General features: G+C 38.1%; 15 protein-coding genes. 7 read left to right on the forward strand and 8 right to left on the reverse strand.

Annotated features, from left to right (window positions below; genetic code table 11):
• Window positions 1-243 precede the first annotated feature (243 nt).
• From epmB to AC07WY_RS04050, 3 genes are read left to right on the forward strand one after another with little or no spacing between them, the layout of a single operon-like run.
• Entirely contained in the window at window positions 244-1,260 is a 1,017-nt protein-coding gene (epmB, locus tag AC07WY_RS04040) for an EF-P beta-lysylation protein EpmB (protein ID WP_239045876.1), read from the forward strand.
• A 14-nt stretch (window positions 1,261-1,274) separates the two neighbouring features.
• Window positions 1,275-3,026 carry a cyclic-di-GMP receptor FimW-related protein gene (locus AC07WY_RS04045; RefSeq protein ID WP_034612070.1) on the forward strand — a complete coding sequence of 584 codons (1,752 nt, stop codon included), beginning with the start codon at window positions 1,275-1,277 and terminating at the stop codon, window positions 3,024-3,026.
• Window positions 3,008-5,245, forward strand: coding sequence for an EAL domain-containing protein (locus AC07WY_RS04050; RefSeq protein ID WP_244015718.1), 2,238 nt, complete (start codon window positions 3,008-3,010; stop codon window positions 5,243-5,245). The genes AC07WY_RS04045 and AC07WY_RS04050 overlap by 19 nt, the downstream gene beginning before the upstream one ends.
• Before the next feature lie 146 nt (window positions 5,246-5,391).
• Here AC07WY_RS04050 and rpmE read toward each other — a convergent pair whose 3' ends face one another.
• The 4 genes from rpmE to AC07WY_RS04070 all read right to left on the reverse strand — a co-directional run bounded on the left by rpmE (window position 5,392) and on the right by AC07WY_RS04070 (window position 10,354).
• Window positions 5,392-5,616, reverse strand: a complete 225-nt coding sequence (rpmE, locus tag AC07WY_RS04055) for a 50S ribosomal protein L31 (protein WP_004721254.1) — start codon at window positions 5,614-5,616, stop codon at window positions 5,392-5,394.
• Window positions 5,617-5,854: 238 nt separating this feature from the next.
• A complete protein-coding gene (locus tag AC07WY_RS04060) occupies window positions 5,855-6,835 on the reverse strand; it encodes a bile acid:sodium symporter family protein (protein WP_004820726.1) in 981 nt (326 codons plus the stop codon).
• Between the two features lie 633 nt (window positions 6,836-7,468).
• Window positions 7,469-7,870: a lactoylglutathione lyase gene (gene gloA / locus AC07WY_RS04065; protein ID WP_004820725.1), complete on the reverse strand. Its 402-nt coding sequence runs from the start codon at window positions 7,868-7,870 to the stop codon at window positions 7,469-7,471.
• 288 nt (window positions 7,871-8,158) lie between these two features.
• Window positions 8,159-10,354, reverse strand: coding sequence for an AmpG family muropeptide MFS transporter (locus tag AC07WY_RS04070; protein WP_262085772.1), 2,196 nt, complete (start codon window positions 10,352-10,354; stop codon window positions 8,159-8,161).
• 181 nt (window positions 10,355-10,535) lie between these two features.
• Between AC07WY_RS04070 and AC07WY_RS04075 the strand changes: the two genes are divergently transcribed.
• Window positions 10,536-13,175 carry a Lon protease family protein gene (locus tag AC07WY_RS04075; RefSeq protein WP_494735753.1) on the forward strand — a complete coding sequence of 880 codons (2,640 nt, stop codon included), beginning with the start codon at window positions 10,536-10,538 and terminating at the stop codon, window positions 13,173-13,175.
• Between the two features lie 221 nt (window positions 13,176-13,396).
• On the opposite strand, the gene grxD is transcribed toward AC07WY_RS04075, so the two are convergent.
• Window positions 13,397-13,738: a Grx4 family monothiol glutaredoxin gene (gene grxD, locus AC07WY_RS04080; RefSeq protein ID WP_004820720.1), complete on the reverse strand. Its 342-nt coding sequence runs from the start codon at window positions 13,736-13,738 to the stop codon at window positions 13,397-13,399.
• Between the two features lie 165 nt (window positions 13,739-13,903).
• Between grxD and AC07WY_RS04085 the strand changes: the two genes are divergently transcribed.
• On the forward strand, window positions 13,904-15,115 hold the full coding sequence (locus tag AC07WY_RS04085; protein ID WP_034613657.1) for an aspartate aminotransferase family protein: 1,212 nt from the start codon (window positions 13,904-13,906) through the stop codon (window positions 15,113-15,115).
• Between the two features lie 131 nt (window positions 15,116-15,246).
• On the opposite strand, the gene AC07WY_RS04090 is transcribed toward AC07WY_RS04085, so the two are convergent.
• From AC07WY_RS04090 to surE, 3 genes are all read right to left on the reverse strand, one after another.
• The gene (locus AC07WY_RS04090) at window positions 15,247-16,179 is read right to left on the reverse strand and encodes a LysR family transcriptional regulator (protein ID WP_004721269.1); all 933 of its coding nucleotides are present in this window, start codon (window positions 16,177-16,179) and stop codon (window positions 15,247-15,249) included.
• Window positions 16,180-16,274: 95 nt separating this feature from the next.
• Window positions 16,275-17,111: a peptidoglycan DD-metalloendopeptidase family protein gene (locus AC07WY_RS04095; protein ID WP_034613659.1), complete on the reverse strand. Its 837-nt coding sequence runs from the start codon at window positions 17,109-17,111 to the stop codon at window positions 16,275-16,277.
• Between the two features lie 106 nt (window positions 17,112-17,217).
• Entirely contained in the window at window positions 17,218-18,003 is a 786-nt protein-coding gene (gene surE / locus AC07WY_RS04100; protein WP_004820713.1) for a 5'/3'-nucleotidase SurE, read from the reverse strand.
• Window positions 18,004-18,119: 116 nt separating this feature from the next.
• Between surE and AC07WY_RS04105 the strand changes: the two genes are divergently transcribed.
• Window positions 18,120-18,485: an MCR_0457 family protein gene (locus AC07WY_RS04105; RefSeq protein WP_494735754.1), complete on the forward strand. Its 366-nt coding sequence runs from the start codon at window positions 18,120-18,122 to the stop codon at window positions 18,483-18,485.
• Between the two features lie 182 nt (window positions 18,486-18,667).
• Window positions 18,668-19,042 (forward strand): MCR_0457 family protein, encoded by a 375-nt coding sequence (locus tag AC07WY_RS04110; protein WP_004721274.1) that lies wholly within the window; start codon window positions 18,668-18,670, stop codon window positions 19,040-19,042.
• The last annotated feature ends 4 nt before the right edge of the window (window positions 19,043-19,046 follow it).

A 19,046-nucleotide genomic window follows, 5' to 3' on the forward strand; every position in this document is an offset into this window, starting at 1 on the left:
TGTATTTTACATTTTTCGTATTCTAAATGAGCAATACATCGTGAAGCAATGAAAAATTACCCATGTTCGGTCAGATTGAGGGTAAAATCTTCGATTCATTGGAGATTCACTGCTGTTCAATACAAATCAGCTATACTGAAAGTATTTTTCCAGTGAAACATTTCATATTGAACCTGACAGATTCAATATGAACAAGCAATACCATCCGCTTTCCCCTATCTTCAACTATTTATCGCACGTGGCATGTTAAACTACTTATATCAAGAGCAAAATTGGCAATCTCAACTCAGTGATTTAATTACTGATCCATTAGAACTGTTAGAAATACTCGAACTTTCTAAAGCACAGTTATTGTCTGGTGCAATCCTTGCGTCTGGGCAATTTAAACTACGTGTGCCCCGTGCATTTGTCAGAAAGATGGAAGTTGGCAATCCCTTAGATCCACTTTTACTGCAAGTTTTACCACATCATCTGGAAATGGAAGAACACGAAGGCTTTGTCACAGATCCGCTTGATGAAGAACAAGCCAATCAAATTCCTGGGGTTTTACATAAGTATAAATCACGTTTTTTACTGACCCTCACTGGTGCATGTGCCGTGCACTGCCGTTATTGCTTCCGTCGTCATTTTCCATACCAAGAAAATTTACCTAAAAATGAAGACTGGTTGAACATTAAAAGCTATTTAGAAGCTCATCCTGAAATCAATGAAGTGATTTTAAGTGGTGGTGATCCATTAACTTTATCTAACCGAAAATTAGCCACTTGGATAGAACGTCTAGAATCTCTCAGTCAGATTAAGATCTTGAGAATTCATTCACGCGTTCCAATTGTAATTCCAGAAAGAATCGATGAAGAGCTAGTTTCTTTATTGAAAAACAGTAGGCTACGTGTAATTCTAGTGGTACACTCGAACCATCCTGCAGAATTAGATAATTTGACCTGTGCAAAGTTATCTCATTTAGCAAAACAAAATATTCTTGTGTTGAATCAAGCCGTTTTACTTAAAGGTGTGAATGATTCTGCACAAACTCTTGTTAATTTAAGTCAACGACTTTTTGAAGCACAAATTTTACCGTATTATCTTCATGTTTTAGATAAAGTAAAAGGTGCGCATCATTTCGATTTAGGGGCGGAAAAAATTGATCAGATTTATAAGGATGTATTGGCCAGTTTACCGGGTTATCTAGTTCCTAAATTGGTTCGAGAAGTCGCGGGAGAAAATAATAAAACACCGCTGTTTGGAGTCACAACCTTTTAAGAGTTGAAATGCTCATGATAAATAAAGAAATTTCAGAAATTTTTCAAAATATCACGGTTCTACAACGAGAAAGTCTAAGTTTTGCAGAAAATTCGGTGGCATCTGTCAATGCATGGGTGGCCACATTGTCTATTATGCAACTTGGCGATACCTCAGAATCGGTCTTAAAAGCGATTTGTGAAATCAGCGAACTGGATTGTAGCGAAATGCTACGCTTTGATTTAATTCAAGTTTTACACCCAATTACCGAAAGCATTTTATCAAGCCTTGAAAAAAACATCTTAAATCAAGGTCTTTCTCAAAATGCGCGTATTGAACATATTATTGATTTATCCTCTAGAATTCGCACCTATTTTGCCAACGTCTATATCAATATTGTGCGAAGAAGTCATCAGACACTGGTTTCAAATAAATTCTCATTTTTTAATTTTAAACAAAAACGAAATTTACAAACAGCACGTACACTTGCAACCTTTTATGCCTTAGAACAACTTGGTTTATTGTTGGTTCAACAGCAAATGCTCTACAGTGGCCCATTGACCCATCAATGGCTCACCACACATCATCTTTACGAGCTTGCGGTTAAAAACCAAGAATTTAATATCAATATCAACCAGTTACAAGGTACACACTTTACCATTCAAAATATCCAGCAGGCCTATGCACAAGTGCTGCTTTTGGATATTTTTAATACGCACCAAATTCGCCCTTCAGAAACACAAGCACTTTATCAATGTACTTTTGATTGGGTCAAACTGATCCAAATTTTACCAAGAGAAACCAGCTTATCGCGTTATGTGATTGATGGCTCTAAAGACGTTCCACCAATTTATAATCGCAAACAACATGCGAATTTCCGTACTTCTTTGTATATTTCTACACAGAATCTGCTTGAACATATTAATTCAACAATTCATAAAGACGAATATCTGTCTAAAAATGAACAAATCTATTTATCTGCTGCATTAAAATTTCATGTGCAAAATGTCTTGGGTACCACAACTGAACGTCAACATGAGCGTTATGAATACTCTGCACAACTTCAAATTTGTTTTAGCTTACAAACCGCACACTTCTATTTATCCAAAGCTAAGAATTTTTATGAAACACTTAATTTAAATAATAATTATGCATTTCAGTCTGAGTCCAATATTCATTCATCGATTTCAACAGGTTCAAGCACAGCATCGAACTTAGGACAAATCAAAACTTTAGACCGTGAAGCAAAACAGATCTATCAGACCCAAGTACTGGATATCAGTGTAAATGGTTATCGTATTCGCTGGTCAGATGAAACCCCACGAAATTTACGCACGGGTGAATTTATCTTGGTCAATGAAAGCCTCAATGACAAATGGAAAGGTGCGATCATTCGTTGGATCAAACAATCTGTTAAAAAAACTTATGAAGTCGGTTTAGAGGTTTTAGCTCAAGACATCTACCCATGTGCGGTAAAAGTTCCAGCGGATCGTTCGACGATTAACTACCACCCTTGCCTTATGGTTCAAGTGCAAAATTTAAATGAATCCAATGTTTCTATTATTTTGCCAAATTTACCGTTCTTCAAAGAACAGCAAGCAATTTATCTACGTTTAGACACTGAAGAAATTAAGGTGTATTTAACAAAAACATTGTTAATTACCCAGAGCTTTATTCAGTACGAATTTGAATTGATCAATGATGAAGAAAATGACCGCATTGATCAGTTCATTCAACACCAATCTGCCAATTTGAATAATCAAGATGTATGGGAAGCTTTAAAGTGAGAAATTTATTATTATCGAAAAAATTAAAACTCTCTGAAACTAGATTACTCATTATTGATGATAACCAGATTCGTTATAATCAAATTATTGATCTTTTTCAAAGTAAGAATCATCAAGTACAAGCACTTTTATTGGATGATTTAAAAAGTTTTGAAAAACAACTCAATACTTCATGGGACTTGATTATTTTTGGTCGTGCTTATGACATCAAAATTGAGCAAGCCATTACCTTAATTCAAGCCTCTGCTGATATTGATCTGCCTGTTTTGTTCTTAAAACCTGAAGATTATCAAACCAACCAATATCAGTCCTATATTCAAAAAGGCATCTATGATGTTGTTAATTTAGAATATACCGATCGTTTTTATATTAGCTTAATCCGTGCGTTGTCTTATAGCCGTACCTTACAAGCGAAAAAGCACCTTTTAAACGATCTTGAAAGTGCAAAAAATCAAGCTCAAGCCTTGGTTGAAGAACAACATAAAGCGATTGCCTTAATTCAGGAAGGTATCCATACCCAAGCCAATGCTGAATATTTAAAATTGTTTGGTCTAAAAGATGAAGCAGAAATTATTGGATTGCCTGTATTAGATATTTTAAAACCGAAGAATATCAATGATTTTAAACAACGTTTTAAAAAGATTTCTCAAGGTAATTTTGATTTAGCACGTTTTGAAATTGATACACTGAATAGCAATGCTAAATCAGAAAATCCATTAAAAATTGAATTTCTGCCTTCAGATGAAGAAGACTGTATTCAAATCACCATCGAGATCAATTCTGCAAGTCAAAAACCGCAAGCACAATCCTCCGAATCGAATAAGAAAAACATCAGTGCTGTCGCAACCAGTCTGCAAAAAATTCAGTACGCTTTAATTAACCAACCTGCCAAATCGAATGCATTGGTACTGTTTAGCTTTGCCGCTTGTCCTGAGAATATTTTAACTTCTCCTTGGAAAACAGCCGTTCAATACTTAGAAGGCTTTAAAAACTTTATTCAAGAACAAACCAATACCACGGTATATCAAATTGATATGTTGTTGTATGCAGTGATTTTACAAGCTGAGTCTGACACCATTTTAGAATCCCGTATTCATGGGCTGCATGCTTTAGAAAAACCTCAATTATTGGAAATTGATGGTCATACCTACCCACTGAATATTAAGATTGGCTATTCAAACATACAGCAAAACAGCTTTACAGAAGCAAGTTTTAACGACGTTTTAGAACAAGCTTATAATCATCGTCTGGCAAAAAAAGACTCTGTATCCGAGCAACAATTAACGGCGACTTTACAAGACACTAAAATTGAATTGTCATTGCTTGAACCCAAATTAGATCAAGCAGAACCGCTGCAAATACAAAGTAACTCCATTGAATTTGCCCCAAAACCTCAAGTTGAAAATACAGCTGTAGAGAAACCAGTTCAAATTCAAGAAACGCCAGCGCCACATATCTTTAAAACCTCCGCGATTCTTGGTCAAATTGCCCAATCACTTGAAAAAGGTGAGATTCAGCTAAAATACCAACAGCTTTATGACAAACAAGATAGCAATTTAAATACTTATGAAGTCAGTAGCGGTTTTATTTTTGAAAATCAGTGGAAAAAAGTAAGTAATTTAATTGATTTAGATGATGATATTGAGCTTTCAATTAAATTAGATCGCTGGATTTTAGTTGAAGCATGTAAGCAATTACATAACTTTATCACTCAATATCCAGAAGCAAAATTAATCGTCAATTTAAATCGTCATGTGCTGTTCCATGACAAACAGTTCCCTGAGCTTATTTCTAAACTATTGACCATTGTTGGAAGCCGCCAATCTCATCCACTGATTTTACAATTTGATGAGGAAGATATTGCAAAAAATATCTTAGAAACTCAAAAGCAAATTGGCGTTTTACGTGATCATGGTGCCGAAATTTCAATTCGACGTTTTGGTTCGAGCATTTCAAGTGAAGCAATCTTAAAACAATTGGATGTGAGCTTAGTAACGCTGGATGAGAAGTTTACAAAGCAGCTCAATAGTGATGCGACTATGACGCAATTCCAGCATACTCTTGAAAAATATCATGCAATCAAGCCAATTGAATTGTTATTGAAAAATCTAAATGATATGAACTCTTTTGCAAATGCGTGGAATGTAGATGTCAGATTCTTGCAAGGTGAATATTTCCAAAAGAAACTGGATCACTTGACTGATGTTCAAGATCAATAAAGTCTAATACTAAAAAAGGTTGAGTGTTTTAAATGCTCAACCTTTTTTTAAATCTATCACTTTGTCTGATCCTGAAATAGATCAACACGAGATAAAATTCAGCAACAAAAAAACGGGCTAAAGCCCGTTTTTTATGTTTTGTCGTATTAACGCTTAACAGAACGTGACATACCAGCAAAACGTTGTTTGAATTTATCGATACGGCCGCCAGTATCAACATTCTTCTGTTTACCAGTATAGAATGGGTGGCAAGCTGAACATACGTCTAGATAAAGTGTTTCTTTACCTAAAGCTGAACGAGTTTCGATAACGTTACCACATGAACAAGTAGCAACTAATTTTTCATATTTTGGGTGAATATCGGCACGCATGGTCGATTCTCCTAAGTTAAGAAAGGTTTAGCTGTCATCGCAATTAACCACTCTCAAAATCTAATAAAACTTTGAGGAAAGCAGATTTAAATTAAAAACCAGCAGGTTAACACCACAACAGACCATTTCTTTTGGCCCACCGAGACTATAAGCGTCAGAGCTAAGCACAACAAGTGGGCAAGATTATACTCGAAATATTTATAAATTGCGAGCCAATCAATTAACAATCGATACTAATTTATTCGTCAGAATGCTTTTGCTTAGACCAGTAGTTTGCAATCACCCCACAAACCATTAACTGGATTTGATGGAAAATCATAATCGGTAACACAATCATACCTAAAGGCTGCCCAATAAATAAAATCTGCGCCATAGGCACACCACTGGCAAGGGTTTTCTTCGATCCACAGAAGAAGATTGAAATCTGATCTGCTTTGCTAAATCCAAGCCATTTTGGAACATACAACGCCAATAGCATAATCACCGTGAGTAGAATCGAACATGCCAAGGTGAGATAAATCAATGTAGATAAGCTGACCTGATGCCATAAACCTGCCACCACTGCCCCACTAAATGCACCATAGACCACCATCAAAATCGAGCCTTGATCAAAAACTTTGACGATCTTTGGCATTTTCTGCATCAATGGAAATACATAAGGGCGTAATACCTGCCCTAGAACAAATGGAACTAACAACAACAAAGTGATTTCGATAATAGACGAGGTTGGATCGTAATTATGCTTAGATTGACCGAAAATAAATATGCTCACCAAAATCGGAGTAATAAACATACCGATCAGGTTTGAAAATGAGGCACTGCATACAGCTGCTGCCACGTTCCCTTTTGCAACAGAGGTAAATGCAATTGACGATTGTACTGTCGATGGCAAAAAGCACATAAACAGAAAGCCCCAATACAACTGCTGACCCAGCAAAGGTTCAAGCACAGGTTTTGCCATTAGCCCCAATAAAGGGAAAACCAAGAAGGTAAAAGCAAAAACCAATCCATGCAATTTCCAATGCAAAATTCCCTCAATCACCGCTTCACGTGATAATTTTGCGCCATGTAGGAAAAATAAAATTGCAATCGCAATTGTGGTGATTTTTCCAAAGATAAGCGCTGCCTGACCTGAAATCGGTAAAATAGAAGCTAAAACCACCATCGCGATTAAAAGTATCGTAAAGCGATCCAATGCTAATAATTTCAACATTTTCATAAGCAACGTCCTGTATTTTAAACATGAAAAAGCCCAGTAGTTAAATTTTACTATCGGGTAAAATTCAATCTTACTGAGCGAAATAAATAAAGCTACTCATTTGGCTAAATGTTCACTATTTATTTACGACACATATCAAGTTAATTTAAGGTCTATTAGACTTCTTTCATAAGTGCTTTTTAAAACCATAAATCAACATAAAAGCACCCTCATCCTAACCTTCTCCCAGAGGGAGAAGGAACTTTCAATACCAATATAATTCACTCCACATGATCATTTTTTGATTTATGAAAGATCTTTATTGATATGTCTTTGCCAAATAAACACTAGACCTGCATCATTTTTAAATGATGGGGGCTGTAGGCATTTCATAAATGGCTTGCGTTGTAGGTTAAAATTGAGCAGGCAAGGCAGGAAACGAAGAGAATAGCGAGACTATTTTCGAGTTTCATAACGTAGACTGAGATAATTTTAGCCACAACCCTTCGGGACTAGCGTGTTTTTTTCCGTTACGTTGTCACCTTGCGAAACGATGTTTCTCATCATTTAGAATAGCTAAATTTCGTATTTCGCGCCTAGTATCGCCTAAAAAACACACCTAGTCGCAAACGTAGACGAATTGTCAACAGCCCCCTAATTATTTCGTGCATCTTGATCTTGTTGGATCAATTCAATTTTATAACCATCTGGATCTTCAACAAAAGCAATGACTGTGACACCGCCCTTCATAGGACCAGCTTCACGTACCACATTACCACCACGTGCTTTGATCTCGTCACAGGCTTTATAGGCATCATCGACACCAATCGCAATATGTCCATAAGCATTACCTAATTCATAACTTGCAGTATCCCAGTTATGAGTAAGTTCTAACACGGTATGATGCTCTTCATCACCATAACCCACAAATGCTAAAGTAAACCGCCCTTCTTCATAATCACGTTTACGAAGTAATGTCATACCGAGAACTTCAGTATAGAACGCTAAAGATTGTTCTAAATTGCCTACTCGTAACATGGTATGCAACATGCGCATGATTTATTTTCCTGTTTGATCAGATATCATCTGCCAATATAGGCAATACAGTTCAATATTTCAATTTATCTATATTTCAGCTGCTCAATGATGCCGTCTTCTGGATTATTTTTAAGCAATAACCGCTTATTTTAGATAAACACTACAGCTTTATCTTTCGAGTAAGTTACTTGAATGTATGACCGACCTAATAATTCAAACCACTTTCCGATAAAAAGCCTACTTTATCTATAAGATAAAATAGGCTACTTGTAATCATCGTAAATCTATCTTGAGTAATTCAGTCGCTTACTCGATGGATTGATTCACCTTTTGTGCTTGATGTTCTCGCAATAATTTTCCAACCCACAACACAAGTAATAGAATCGGAATACCAATTAAAGTGGTCATTAAAAAGAATTTAGGATAACCAATGTGGGTGACAATTGTTCCAGAATAACCACCTAAAATCTTAGGTGTAAGCGTCATCAATGAGCTAAAGATCGCATATTGAACAGCTGTAAATGACACACTGGTCAAACTAGACAAGAACGCAATAAATGCTGCACCAGCTAAACCAGAAGCTAAATTATCGACAACAATAGCAAAATACAGCCAACCAGAACTATATTTTTCAATTACTTTCCCCTTAATTTCAACGGCTGCAGAGGAATCGGCTTTAATCACTGGAAGTGGTTGAATATCCACATCGATATCACTTTTTATCGTTGTTAATTGATAGCTTTGTTGAGTACTTAATGCTGCTTGTGCGTGTTGATAATTGACTACGGCGATCACATTTTTTGAGCCAGAAGCATATAAGGCTTTACCGTCAATCGCACCACTAAACAAACCATCTTTATCTAATTTTGCAGGATATGTTTTGCCATCAAGTTTAAGGGTAATCGGCTGATCTGGATTAAGCTCAGATACAGGTATTCCCGCAATCTGCCCCTTAACCACAATACTTTGCTTCGCTTCTGTTGCAGACAATTGATTGTCACTGGTAATAGGCAATAATTGAATTTGGGGCTTAGCATTGTCTTTTAAATAGGGCACCGTATATTCATTCGCGACAGCCTGTTCAACCAATGCTGCTTTGATATGAATGGTATTTTCCCCTACCAAATCCTGACTAGGCACAGAAACTTTCCAATAGCCTACTTCATCAGTTTGAGCTTGAAATTTCTTATCGCCAATCTGTACAGATACAGCTTGCATCGGTGCGCCAGATTTTACCAATCCAATAAAGATCAAATTGGTTGAACTTGCCAAAACTGCACCGACAAACATCAATTTCATAATATTCATGCGTTGTGCAAGTAAGCCACCTAAAAAACCACCCAATAGGCTAAAAATAACCCCGTAAATTTTAACGGCTTCTGCAATTTGCTCTTTGGTGAAGTTTAAATCTTGATAGAAAACATTCGAAATAACACCCGCAATAATGTCTGAAATTCGATAGAAACCGATCAATAACAGTAGAACCAATGCCAGCTTTACCCCATAACGCTTAAAAAAATCAGCAATCGGGTTAACCCAAGTCTCATAGGCCATCTTTTTATTGACTACACCAAAACGAATCAACGATGTTGCAACAAGAATTGCACCGAGCCCTGAGCCTAAAAAGCGTACAGCTTCCATTAAAAACTTCAGCAAGTTGTCTTCGACTTTCCAAGTCGCTTGCAGATATTGAACCATGTCATCGGAGTAAATATATAAACAAACAAAACTCGCCACAGCCAAAATAAAGACCAAAACTAAACGATAGTAATCAATATTTTTATAGTGTTTATCAACTCGATTAACCAAGGGTTCTCGAATCACTAAAGTGGTGATAATACCCACTAGCATCACCAGCGCCATCGTTAAATAAGTATATTTCCACGCTTCATAAATATAGTTCCCTTTTGCAGTCCCCAAAGAAGCAGCAAGAAATAAAGCACCCGCACCAGCGAGAATCATCCCTAAACGATAGCCTGCGTTATAGGTCGATGCCAACACCGTTTGCATCTCGGTTTCAGCCAGCTCAATTCGATAGGCATCAATCACAATATCTTGTGTTGCTGCGGAAAAACCCAGTAATACTGCCCCCACAGCCATTTGGTAAATATAACTTTGGCCCAAAGCGGGATCAGAAAACGCCATAATACAGATCGCACAGATAATCAGTATTTGTGCAATCAACAACCAAGCACGGCGCCGACCCAGTTTTTTGGTCAGTATCGGGACGGGTAATTCATCAATCAGTGGTGCCCATACAAATTTAAAAGAATAGCCCAGCGCGGCCCAACTAAAAAAAGTCACTGCACTTTTTTCAATTCCAGCCTCACCTAACCATAAAGATAAACTTGAGAAAATGAGCAGAATTGGAATACCTGCTGAAAACCCAAGAAAGAGCATAATTGCAGCACGCCGATCGATAAAAGCGGCAAAAGCAGATTTCCACCCATTTTTTGCTGTGGAATTCTGCTCAGCTGATTGCTGAGATAGTTGCGTTGTCATTGCGTTGTTATTTTCTGAAAAATGAAATAGTGCTATTCAACCGCTTAATGCTTAGAGTTTCAATCACTTTTATGCAACTGATGAGCGCTTTTACAGATATTTCCGCTTTTGGCGCTTGATCTTTACCCCCAATCCTGTATACCTTTAACTTTTCAACCCATATAAGTTTTGGATTTCACCTGTGACCCAAAGACACGATCAATTAAGCTCTACTACTGTTTCAATTACGACGACTGCAACCCCAATACAAAAAACTGAAACGATTTTTCCATCTGCTTTTGATCAAACGGAAATTCAAAACACGTTGACACAAACCGCACTAAAATCAGAACAACTGACGCATATCCCCAATCTAAGCAAGATTCCTACCTCAACCAAGCGGATCAAGCCTTTAAATAATTTCTTAGGGCAAGATCGCGCCAGAGCCTCTGTAGAAGCAGGGATTGCTTTACCTTATTCAGGCTACAACATTTTTGCAGTGGGGACGGCAGGTCTTGGCAAAAGAACCATGATCAAGCGTTTGTTACAGCAGCATGCAAAAAACATGCAAACACCTGATGATTGGGTCTATGTTTATAATTTTAAAAATGCGCGACAACCGATTGCACTGCGTTTTCAAGCGGGCCAAGGCAGTAAGTTTCAAGCTTTAATCCACCAAGCATGGCAAACCATTCTCAAGCAACTTGAACGTCGCTTTAGTGCCGAAACTTATCACAATCGTATTGAACGTATTCGTCAAATCACGGGAAATGAGCAACAACTCGCTTTAGTTGAACTGACCAAAGAAGGCGAAGACCTCGACCTAAAACTGATTAATCGTAACGATGAACATATTTTTGTGCCGATCCATGTCAAAGATGACAAAGTATTGGAAATGTCACAGGAAGATATTAATGCGCTCGACAGTAAACAGCGCGCAGAAATTAATTCCAATATGCGTTATATGGATAAAAAGCTTGAACGGCTTGGTCTTCAGTTAGGTGATTTGGAAGATGATGCACGTGATCAAGTTTCTGAATTAAATCGTGATATTGCCAAACAAGTGGTGATTCCTCGTATAGATTTGATTTTAAGTAAATTTAAAACCGTACACGGACTCGATCAATACTTAAAGCATTTTGCAGCAGATATTATCGAAAATGTTGAAACGATTTTAGATCAGGAAGGTGAAGAATTCTCTCCTGCTTTATTTAATCGGGTTCCTTCACGTTACCAAGCTAATGTCGTGGTGAGCAATAAGCCAAACTCTGGTGCACCAGTTATTTTTGAAGACTTCCCAACACATTATAATTTACTGGGACATGTTGAACAGCTGACGCAAAACGGCACAATCACCACCGACTTTACTCTGATTCGCCCAGGCTCATTGCATCAAGCCAATGGTGGTTTTTTAATTTTAGAAGCAGAACAGCTGTTAGAACAGCCTTATGCATGGCAAGGGCTAAAACGTGCATTAAAATCAGGACAATTAAAGCTGTCTTCTCTTGAGCACATGCTGACTTTAACTGGCAGTATTTCAATTGAGCCTGCATCTGTGCCACTCAACTTAAAAGTGGTTTTATTGGCAGAACCTGAAATTTATTATGAAATTTTAGAACTAGAGCCGGAATTAGGCAGTGTTTTTAAAATTCGTGCTGATTTTACCGATACCCTGCAACGTAATGATGATAATGAACAAGCTTATATGCAACTGATTGCAGACTATGTTCAACAAGACAAATTACTGCCTTTTGATCGCTCAGCATTGGCGGCATTACTAACAGATTCGAGCCGCCAAGCTGAAGACCAGAGTTCATTGTCTTTACATGCTTTAACTTTGGGTGATTTAATCCGTGAATCTCATCATCACGCTGCACAGTCGGAAGAAAAGTTAGTCACCTCTCATCATATCAACACTGCTCTGAAACATCGCCAATATCGATTAGGCTATTTAAGAGAGCTTTATTGGCAAGACTTGTCACGTGGTACGCAACTGATTGAGACACGCGGCCATCGTTTAGGTCAGATCAATGCTTTATCCGTGATCCACTATGCCGATGTTGAATTTGGTTTACCGTCACGCTTAACCGCTTCGGTATATCAAGGCGGCGGTGACATTTTAGATATTGAGCGCAGTGTAGAACTTGGTGGTTCATTACATGCCAAAGGTGTCTTGCTGATGTCGAGCTTCCTAAAAGCTCATTTTGGCCGTGAACAGATTTTGCATTTCTCTGCTGCCCTCGCCTTTGAACAAAGTTATGGTCAAGTGGATGGTGACAGTGCCACGGTTGCAGAACTATCTGCATTGATTTCCGCAATCTGCCAATTGCCTATTGATCAATCATGGGCGATCACAGGTTCAATGAACCAATTGGGTCAAGTTCAACCTATTGGTGGGGTCAATGCAAAAATTGAAGGATTCTTCGATGCGTGCAAACTCCAAGGATTAACGGGCAAACAAGGGGTAATTATTCCGCGTCAGAATATGCAGCATTTAATGCTTCGCCATGATGTGATTGAGGCTGTCAATGAGGGTCAATTCCATATACATGCCATAGACACCATTGACCAAGCTTTAGAAATCCTAATGGCACGTCCTGTTGGGGCATTAGATAAAAAAGGTCGTTATACCAAAGGTTCAATCTATGCGGCAGTGATGGCACAGCTTGAATATTGGCAAGCCTTGGAAGATGGCGTTGAAATAGAGCACAAGCCAAAGAAAAAGAAAAAAAAGAACAAAGGGAAAAAACTGAAAAAGGCAGAAGCTGAATCAGCAAGCATCATTACTGACGAAAACCAAACTGAAGTTGCAGCAAAGCAAAATAAGCGCAAGTCAGCTTAAATTGCTTCTTGGATAGACCTCAGTCAGACAAAGCTTTGAATATTCAAAGCTTTGTCTGACTCATACTGATAGCTTGTTAAATATACAAACAAAGATTGGAACCGCTCATCAGCCATAACCTAATTTCTCTAGATTGTTGACCAATTCAGTCACGTGACAACAACATAAAGCCTAGCCAATAAAAAAGCACCTTCCGGTGCTTTTTCTACATCATCAACTTATTAAGCATCTGGTGCTGGGCTATATTGCTCGATCAATGGCTTTAATTCACCATTTTGGAACATTTCTAGCATAATGTCGCTACCGCCAATCAATTCGCCATTAATCCATAATTGCGGGAATGTAGGCCAATTTGCAATTTGTGGCAAAGTTGCACGAATATCTGGATTTTCCAAGATATTTACATAAGCAAATGGACGACCAATTTGGCTAAGTGCTTCAACTGCACGTGCAGAGAAACCACATTGTGGAAATTGCGGTGTACCTTTCATATAAAGAAGTACTGCATGTTTAGCTATTTGATCGCGAATTAACGCTTCTGTATCACGCGCTTGTTCAGTCATTGATTAAATCCTCAACTCATCTGCCTGCATTATACCTAAATCCACAATAAAGAATATGTCTAGACGATTATTTCCAATTTTATTTATATTAAAGCTTTAAATCTTGTGCATATTTTGGTTAGATAATCCTTTACCCTTTCCACTCCTAACAGATAAGAGTTAGTTATGAATAACATTACCCTCGCTCCGGTACAAACTGATCAACCTTCACACTTGATGCCTGTATTCAGCCGTCAACCGATCAGCTTTGTCCGAGGACGAGGTTCTTATCTTTATACTGAAAATGGTACAGAGTATTTAGATGCATTGACGGGTATTGCTGTGTGTGGCTTAGGACATGCTCATCCTGTTCTGGCTGAGGCTATTGCAGAACAAGCGGCTACATTAATCCATACCAGCAATATTTACGAAGTCGCTTGGCAAACTGCAGCAGCGCAAAAGCTGGCTGAAGTTTCAGGTATGGAAGAAATCTTTTTCTCAAACAGTGGTGCAGAATCAAATGAAGGTGCAATTAAAATTGCACGTAAATTTGGTCACTTACAGGGTGTTTCCAATCCCAAAATCATTGTTGCGGATCAATCATTCCATGGTCGTACCCTTGCAACGCTTTCAGCTACGGGCAATAAAAAGGTTCAAGAAGGCTTTGCACCACTGGTTGAAGGCTTTATTCGTGTGCCTTTTGGCGATGTAGAAGCCATTGAAGAAGCCGCTATTCAGCATCCTGACATTGTGGCAATTCTAGTCGAACCGATCCAAGGTGAAGGTGGTGTCAATACCGCACCTCAAGGTTTTAGCTACCTTGAAGATATTCGTCGTATTTGTAATCAACATAATTGGTTGATGATGCTGGATGAAGTTCAAACAGGTAATGGCCGTACCGGTAAATACTTTGCTTATCAACATACCAATATTATTCCAGATGTTTTAACCACAGCAAAAGGCCTCGGAAATGGTTTTCCAATCGGTGCTGTGATGACACAAGGTCGTGGTGTTGGAGTACTGGCTGCGGGAAATCATGGCTCTACTTATAGTGGTACGCATTTAGGCTCTCGTGTTGTCTACACAGTGATTGATTTGATCCAAAAAGAAAACATCGTTGCAAATGCTGCTGAAATTGGAACATATCTGGTCGATCAGTTCCGTGCTCAACTTGTAGAGCAAAATGTGATTGTGCGTGGTTTCGGCATGATGATTGGTATCGAATTACCTAAAGACTGTGCCGAATTAGTAAACATTGCACGTGATAAGCATCATTTAATTATTAACGTTACTTCAGGCAATGTGGTGCGTTTACTGCCTGCCTTGAATATGAATCATGAGCAAGCAGATGATCTATTAAAACGCTTAGTACCTGCAATTAAAGAGTTCCTTGCCTAATTGTGAATAAATGCTTTAAGAGATTAACCCGTTAATCTCTTTTAGTTTTGCCATGAATGCTTATCAAATTGCTGATATAGAAAAGCCGCTTTAAAGCGGCTTTTTTATTAGAACTTATTAGAATTAGAACTTTATGAAGCTTCTTGGAAAATTCTACCACCAGGTAACTGGCTAAAATATTGTTTCAAAGCATCCAAACAACGATGAATTTTCATCGGCTGCTGTTCACGCTTTAAGGTCACAGCACTTAAAGTGAAAGTTGGTAATTTCCACTCTGGAAGCACTTCAACCAATGTTCCGTTCATTAATTCTTTTTGCACATCTAAATAAAGGATTCGTGCAATACCATGCCCATGTTGGCACAATGATTTTGCAACAAATACGTTATTTGTCTGAAGGCGATGCTTCATTTCTAAATTAACAACTTCACCTGTTGCACCATGCTGAAATGAAAAATGTTGAGAATTTTTCATGATATTTATCGGAATCAAATCATGATTCTGTAAATCTTCAGGACGTGAAATAGGCGCTGTTTGATTTAAATAACTTGGCGATGCAACTAAGATCTGATCGACTCGTGCAAGTGGCATACAGCTCAAGTTATTCGCATCTTCAATTTTTGAAGACATGCGAATAGCAATATCTATACGCTCTTGAATCAAGTCGATATATTGGTTATCTGCTTCAAAATGAACCATCAAACCTCTATGTGCAGACATCCAATGCGATAAAGCAGGAACAACATGTGTTGCCCCTATTTCCGGGGTTGTCGCAATACGCAAATCCCCAACTAAATCATCGCGCAACTCATTAATGCGGATTTTTCCACGCTCTGCGGCAGCGAGCATTTCTTGACAACTGTGGAAAAAAGCTTGACCAGCCTCAGTTAAACTCAGCTTTCGCGTAGAACGATGTAGAAGTGTCACTTCCATTTCATGTTCTAGAGATCTAATTTGCTGACTAACCGCACTAGTCGTAATGCCAAGGTCACGCGCGGCACCACTAAAAGAGCTTTTTTCAACAACACAAGCAAATACACCCATTGCCCGAAGTTGATCTAACATAAATTTCCCTCTGAAATTATGAGCTGTTTCACACTTTTTTGTTCAAAACAACTCATTGTATTATACGAAGAAAATTACACTTTGCATTAAAATATTTAATTTATTGGTAAAATATTTGCTGGGTTTATCGGTTTTCCATCTAAACGTACCTGAAACTCCAACATGGTACTGCTAGCACCTGAAGATCCCATCTCTGCAATCTTCTGTCCTGCTGTCACAGTTTGACCACTTTTCACCAACATTTTGCTGTTATGAGCATATGCAGTAATGTAACCATCAATATGTTTTACTAAGACAAGATTACCATATTCTTTTAATCCATCTGCAGCATAAACCACCTGTCCATCCGCTGCGGCAAAAATTGGATCACCTTGATTCCCTCCAAAACGTATTCCTTTAATATTATTCGCAATATTATAATTTGCAATAACAGATCCATTTGATGGTTTTACCCATCTCAATTGGGTTGATTGTACTGTCGTCGTCGTTTGTACAGGCGGCGGCGTTACTGGCTGAGCCGTCGTTGTACCAGTTGGCGACGTCGGCTGCTGTGTTGGTAACTTAATCGTTTGACGTTGAATTTGCGGTTCATTGCTCGTCAACGGTTTCGTTGTAGATCGAGTGACATTGCCCCCACCTTTTTTCAAACGTAATGACTGACCTACATAAATTCGATAAGGCGCGGCAATATCATTCATTTCAGCAACACTGAGATAACTCAAACCATAACGCATAGAGATTGCGCTTAAGGTATCACCAGAACGAACTGTGTAATAGTCAGGCGCAACAGCATAACGTGTAGGGTTATTAATTTGAGGCTTCGATGCACACCCAGTCACCACTATGGCAGAGGTGATTGCTATTGTGGACAAAATGATTTTCATCCATCGCTTAGGCATTTGAATTGGAAGTGTTGATCGAGCCAAAAGCATTGATTTCCCTCTCTACAATCTTAAAATTTAAAAATATTTGCTTAAGATTAGCAAAATACACACGCATTTCACTGTTTAACAGTGCTTTTTCACAAAGTTATAACACTCATACATCAAAATGACTATGTGAGAGTTGTGATTGTAGTGTTTCAAGAATTGTGTAATTGGTTGCATCCATCTGAATTGGGGTAATACTGACGCAACCATTGGCAATGGCAAAAAAGTCAGATTGCAGGTTTTGTGCATTTTTTTGCGGATCTGTCACCGCTTCACCCGCCAAACCAATCCAATAGACTTGACGACCACGCGGGTCAACCTGACTGGTTATCGGCTTTGATTGTATTCGACGCCCCTGATATGTAATTTGAGCCCCTAAAATTTCAGCGACATCGGGAATATTGATATTTAAGATATGTCGTGGAGGCAGTTCGGGTAAGCCTTTGGCAATAAAGCTGTAAACCCAGTTTGCAGCTTGTGCATAATCTTCAGGGTTGTCATAGGAACGTACATTACTGCCTGCCAATGAAACTGCGATTGCTGGCTGTTTCATCAAACGTCCTTCAAATGCCGCCCCTACGGTTCCAGAATAAAGGACATCGTCACCTAAATTCGCCCCACTATTGATTCCACTGACAACTAAATCAAACTCAAAATCAAATAAACCGTTCATGGACAAATACACACAATCAGCAGGTGTCCCATTTACTGCCCACATATCTGGTGCAACTTGAATCGGTCGAAGTGGTCGATCTAGGGTTAATGCACTTGAATAACCACTGCGTTCACTTTCTGGCGCAACAATAACAACTCGACCTAAAGGTCGTAATGCTTTTGCTAAAGCTTGAATACCTGGTGCAAAAACACCATCATCATTGGCAACTAAAATATTCACTAAAAGGTTCTCTGACTAAAAATTATTAAATGACTACTGAGTAATTTAATTCAAATTTATTGAACAATTATATATAGTTACTTACTCAATTTTAAATCTAATTTGTGACTATAAAGATGATTACACGTTCTCTTACTCATACTATTTCTATCGCTCTCATCACACTTTGCACACAATCTGCATTTTCAGAAACATTAACTTCACAAGAATCTGATCGAATTGCGAAAGAAGATATTGCCGCAACACAGGTGCTTGCCGAAGTTTGCCCAGCGTTAATTGGAAACAACCCTGCATTTCAAACTAAAATTGCAAGTTTAACCCAAACCTTATTAAAGGATTTTTCAAAACCTACAACATTGACTCAGCTTCAACAAGATCCAGAATACCAAACTGTACTCAAAGAAGCACAAACCAGTGCCAAAGAAGTTGATCAAGCTGAACACAAAGCAGTATGTGCAGATGTACTTGAACTTCCACACTAACATAAGATAAAAAAAACCTCCCCCAATACGATGTTAAAAATCCTTTTTTGACATCTTTTGCATTGTTCAGTTTGTGAAAATTTCAAATAAATCTACAACATCGATACACTTTCTCTATATTTTTCACAGTTTTTACGTTTAATCTATGCAGGTTCTCAAATTAAAAATTGATTGGGTTATTTATGCGTATGACTTTAAAAATGCTTACATTAAGCCTTGTTTCAGCAAGTGGTTTATTTATGACCCATGCTTTTGCCGCATCTGACAAAATCGAAGTCACACAGCAACAAGTATCTAAAGAAGAATTGGCTGCAATTTATGTATTGTCAGATATCTGCCCGAGTCTAATCAAAACAGATGCTGCATTTAATAAAGGTTTTGATCACTTGCTTAAAGACTATATGCCAAATGACAAAGATCCTAAAGCAACCTTAAAATCACTTGCCAAGCAAAAAGATTTCCAAAGAGCATTAAAAGAAGCAAAAAGTGATGCTAAAAAAGCGGGTGATACTGAAAATACAGCAATTTGTAATGACATTAGTAACTATCAGTCATAACGAT

The sequence above is a fragment of the Acinetobacter sp. GW821-FHT01C12 genome (genome assembly GCF_059422625.1).